The 4,420-nt window shown below is 71.3% G+C and carries 1 protein-coding gene; it reads left to right on the plus strand.

From position 1 onward, the window contains the following. Window positions 1-120: 120 nt before the first annotated feature. Window positions 121-4,110: a type VII secretion protein EccCa gene (gene eccCa, locus C5B85_RS18490; protein WP_104287499.1), complete on the plus strand. Its 3,990-nt coding sequence runs from the start codon at window positions 121-123 to the stop codon at window positions 4,108-4,110. Window positions 4,111-4,420 lie beyond the last annotated feature (310 nt).

A 4,420-nucleotide genomic window follows, 5' to 3' on the forward strand; every position in this document is an offset into this window, starting at 1 on the left:
GCCCGTGTGCCCGGCGGCCTTCTGTCGGCCGCTGCCGAGCCAACCGATCTCCAGCCCGGCCGCGTCGGAGGCCAGACGAGACCCGGCCGCCCCGGATTCCAGACGAGAGGGGAGACGGTCATGAGCATCCGCGACGCCCACCGGCCCACCCGCACCGTCTTTCCGGCCTCGCCGCCGGAGCCACGGCAGCTCGCCTCACCGCCGACCTTGAGCGACGAGGCGACCGCAACGCCGTTCCAGTTCCTGCTGCCGGTCGTCGGTGCGCTGACGTCCGTCACGATGATGGTCGTCATGCGCAACGGGCAGCCGCTGTTCCTCTTCATCGCCGGAATCGTGTTCGTCGTCGCGATCGTCTCCGGCGTCGGCTTCGCCATCTCGGCGCGGGGCAGGGCCGGACGAGCGCTGCGCATCCGTCGCAAGCGCTACCTCGACTACCTCGAACGCCAGCGCATCGAGCTGCGCGAGGAGGCGACGGCGGCCGCGCACGCGGCCAGGCTCGTGCATCCCGACCGCACCGGTCTCGTTTCGCTGGTGCACGACCCGGCCCGCCTCTGGGACCGGCGGCGAGGTGACCCCGACCACCTGCAGGCCCGCGTCGGCACGGCTACTGTGCCGTGGTTCCAGCTCGGAGTCGCAGCTGAGGACACGCCCACCGAACCGGCCGACCCCATCCTCCTGCGGGAGGCGCAGCTACTCGCCGAGACACACGGCGAGATCCCTGGCATGCCCGCTATCGCGGACCTGCGGGGTGCGTCCGTCGTCGCCATCATCGGCCCGCGCGAACGCACCGTGCCCCTCGCGCGGGGGCTCGTGGCCCAACTTGCAAGCCACCAGCTTCCGGACGACGTGCAGCTCGCGGCTGCCTTCACCTCTGATCGCGGCGCCGACTGGCGCGGATTCGATCTGCTGCCGCACGCCATCAACCCGCGCCTGTTCGACGGCCCCGTGCCGGCGCGTCGCGTCGCGTCGGACCTCCGTCAGCTTGCCGCCGTGATCGGCAGCGAACTCCTCGACCGGACCCAGACGGCAGCTGCCGCGAGGCGTCGTGGCGGCAAGGCGGCCGCGCTGTCGAGCCTCGTCGTCATCGACGACCGCCACGGCGAGCCCGCCAGGCCGCTGCAACTGCCGGACCGCAGCTACACGCCGAGCGAAATCGGCGTGACCGTCATCCACCTCATCGACGAGCGGCTGCACGAGCCGGACGACGTCGACGTGCGCATCGAGCTCAGTCCGGAGGGCGGCGCCACCCTCACCCACCACGCGGGCGGCAGCGAGCAGCGCACCCTCACGTTCGACGCGGACGAACTGACCTCGACCGGATTTGACGCGCTCGCCCGCACCCTCGCCGCGAAACGCACCTTCGCGGCCGCGGGAGCGCGCGACGACGAAGGGCCCGCCGCTGATATCGCGGAGATCCTCGGCGTGCGCCTCGACAAGCCGGTTGCGCTCGACCTTGCCTGGGCGCCGCGGCAGCCCTCCGAGTTCCTGCGCGTCGCGTTCGGCGTCAACGACCAGGGCCGCCCCGTGCACCTCGACCTCAAGGAGAGCGCGCAGCAGGGAATGGGGCCGCACGGCATCTGCATCGGCGCGACGGGTTCCGGCAAGTCCGAAATGCTGCGAACGCTCATCCTGTCGCTTGCAGTCTCGCACCCGCCAGAAGACCTCGCGATGATCCTCGTCGACTACAAGGGCGGCGCCGCGTTTGCTCCGTTCGAGGGCCTCCCGCATCTGGCTGGCCTCATCGACAACCTCGCCGACGATCCGCAGCTCACGGTGCGCGCCAAGGCCTCACTCCAAGGGGAGGTCGTGCGGCGGCAGCAGCTGCTGAAGGCCGCCGACTCCTCGCCGTCCATTTCGCACTACCGGGAGCTGCGCCGAACCCGACCCGAGCTGGCGCCCATGCCGCACCTGTTCGTCGTCATCGACGAGTTCGGAGAGCTGCTCACCGCCGAGCCCGACTTCATCGACCTCTTCCTGCAGATCGGCCGCATCGGGCGCTCCATCGGCGTGCACCTGCTGCTCTCGAGCCAGCGCATCGAGGGCGGCAAGCTTCGCGGACTCGACACGTACCTGTCCTACCGGCTTGGCCTGCGCACCTTCAGCGAGGCCGAGTCGCAGGTGGTGCTCGGATCCGGCGACGCGTTCCACCTGCCGCCCATCCCCGGCTACGGCTACCTGAAGGTCGACACGAGCGTCTACCAGCGCTTCCACGCCGGCTACGTTTCAGGTCCCGTCGACGAGCTGGCGGACGCACGCCCTGCGACCGAGGACGAGCATCCCGCCGTCGTCGAGATCCCCGTGTACAACGGCATCGAGAGCGGGGGAGACCCGGACGCGCCGCTTGTGCTGCGCGCCCCCGAGACGCGCCGCACGCTCGTCGACGACCTCGTCGCGCAGCTCGACAGGCCGAAGAAGGTCAGGCCGGTCTGGCTGCCGCCGCTCGGCGAACGCATCTCCCTCGGCGAAGCGTTCGCCGCCGGCTCTGAGACCGAGACCGACGCGGCTGCGAACGCCGGAAGCGGGACGGATGAGGCGCACGGCACGGCCGTTCACGGGGGCGGGCATCCGCTGCGCATCGTCGTCGGCGTCGAGGACGAGCCCGCGAACCAACGGCAGGAGCCGTGGATGCTCGACCTCACGAAGTCGGGTGGTCACGTCGCGATCATCGGCGGCCCACAGTCCGGCCGGAGCACGGCCCTGCGGACGATCGCCGCGTCGCTCGCGCTGAGCGGCTCGCCCGGAGCCGTCGGCATCTACGGCATGGACCTCACGGGAGGCGGCCTGCGCAGGCTCGAGGCGTTCCCGCACGTGGGAGGTGTCGCGGCTCGAGGCGACGACTCGAGGCTGGTGCGCCTCGTCGAGGAGCTCACGGCGATGCTCCGGATGCGCGAGGAGCTCTTCAAGCGTCACAGCATCGACAGCACGGCCCAGCTGCGCGCCATGCATGCCGCCGGCGAGCTGCCGGAGCTGCCGACGGCGGATATCGTGCTGCTCGTCGACGGCTACGGCGCGCTGCGACAGGATTTCGAGCACCTTGACGGCCCGTTCACGAAGCTCATGCTGCAGGCGTCGAGCTACGGCATCCACCTCGTTGTGACCCTCGGCCGGTGGAGCGAATTGCGCATGGCCCACCAGTCGCTCTTCGGGACGCGCATCGAGCTGCGCCTCAACGACCCAGCCGACTCCGCCATCGACCGCAAGCTCGCGAAGTCCGTGCCTCCGGATGCGCGCGGGCGCGCCCTCACGGACGCCAAGACGCTCGCCCAGTTCGCGCTGCCGACGCTCGAAGCTGTCGACCCCGACCAGGTCGGGGAGGCTCTCGAGGAGCTCGCGGCCCGCGTCGCTGAGTCGTGGAGCGGGCCGGCCGCAGCGCCCATCCGCCTCCTGCCGGGCACCATCGACCCGTCGAGCCTCCCGGATGCGGCAGACGAGCCGACGGCAGTGCCCCTCGGACTCCGCCAGGACACGATGGACACGGCGCTCTGGGACTTCCTCGACTCCGACCAGCACCTTGTTGTGCTCGGCGACGCGAAGAGCGGGAAGTCGACGGCCCTGCGCGTGATCGCGAGGGGGCTCATCGCGCGGTTCACGCCGGACGAGCTCGCGATCGCCGTCGTCGACCCGCGCGGCAAGGTGCCGAGCGTCATCCCGGACGAGTACCTCGCGGCGCACGCCAAGTCTGCGGCGCAGGCGAGCGGACTCGCCGCCTCTATCGCGAGTGAGCTCGCCGAGCGGCCATCTCGCACCGCGGAGCAGCTGCGCAAGACGCCGCGAGTGGTGCTTCTCGTCGACGACTACGACATCGTCGCGGCCGGCGGCACTGATCCGCTCGGGGCGCTTGTGCCGCACCTGCCCGCGGCGCGCGACTTGGGCATCCACATCGTCGTCACGAGGCCCGTCGCCGGTTCGACCCGCGCCATGTACGCGCCGTTCCTGCAGAGCACGAGAGACACCGGTGGCGCGCTGCTCCTGCTCTCCGGGGACCGCAGCGAGGGGCAGATCGCGCCCCGCCTCTACGCCGAGCGGATGCCCGCTGGCCGCGGCAAGTACGTGCGGCGCGGTGAGGCCCCTGCGGTCGTGCAGCTTGCGAACCTGCCGGAAGGTTCCTGAGCGCCCCTGAGCACGCTCGTCCCGCTGCGCTGCGCTGCGCTGCCCTGCCCTGCCCTGCTGCCGGCCCTACCCTGCCTGTCCTGCCGGCCCTCCCTGCCCTGCCGGCCCTGCCCCGGCCGGATAAGTGGGCCAGATGCAGGTTGCGGCGTGCGGGAGCCTGTAACTGGCTGACTCTTGTTTGTGGCTGCCGGCTGAGCTGGCTGAGCTGGCTGAGCTGGCTGGGCTGCCTGAGCTGGCTGTCTGGCTGGCGCCGGGGGTGGGGATGCGCTGGCGCCGGGTCTCCGGTCCTGCCTGCTCGCCCTCATGTCCG

It is taken from the genome of Pseudoclavibacter sp. AY1F1, assembly GCF_002931075.1.
GTDB lineage: Bacteria > Actinomycetota > Actinomycetes > Actinomycetales > Microbacteriaceae > Pseudoclavibacter.

What these genes read in the sequence shown, in the direction of transcription:
- eccCa (WP_104287499.1), top strand. Translation starts at nt 121, where the DNA reads ATGAGCATCCGCGACGCCCACCGGCCCACCCGCACCGTCTTTCCGGCC.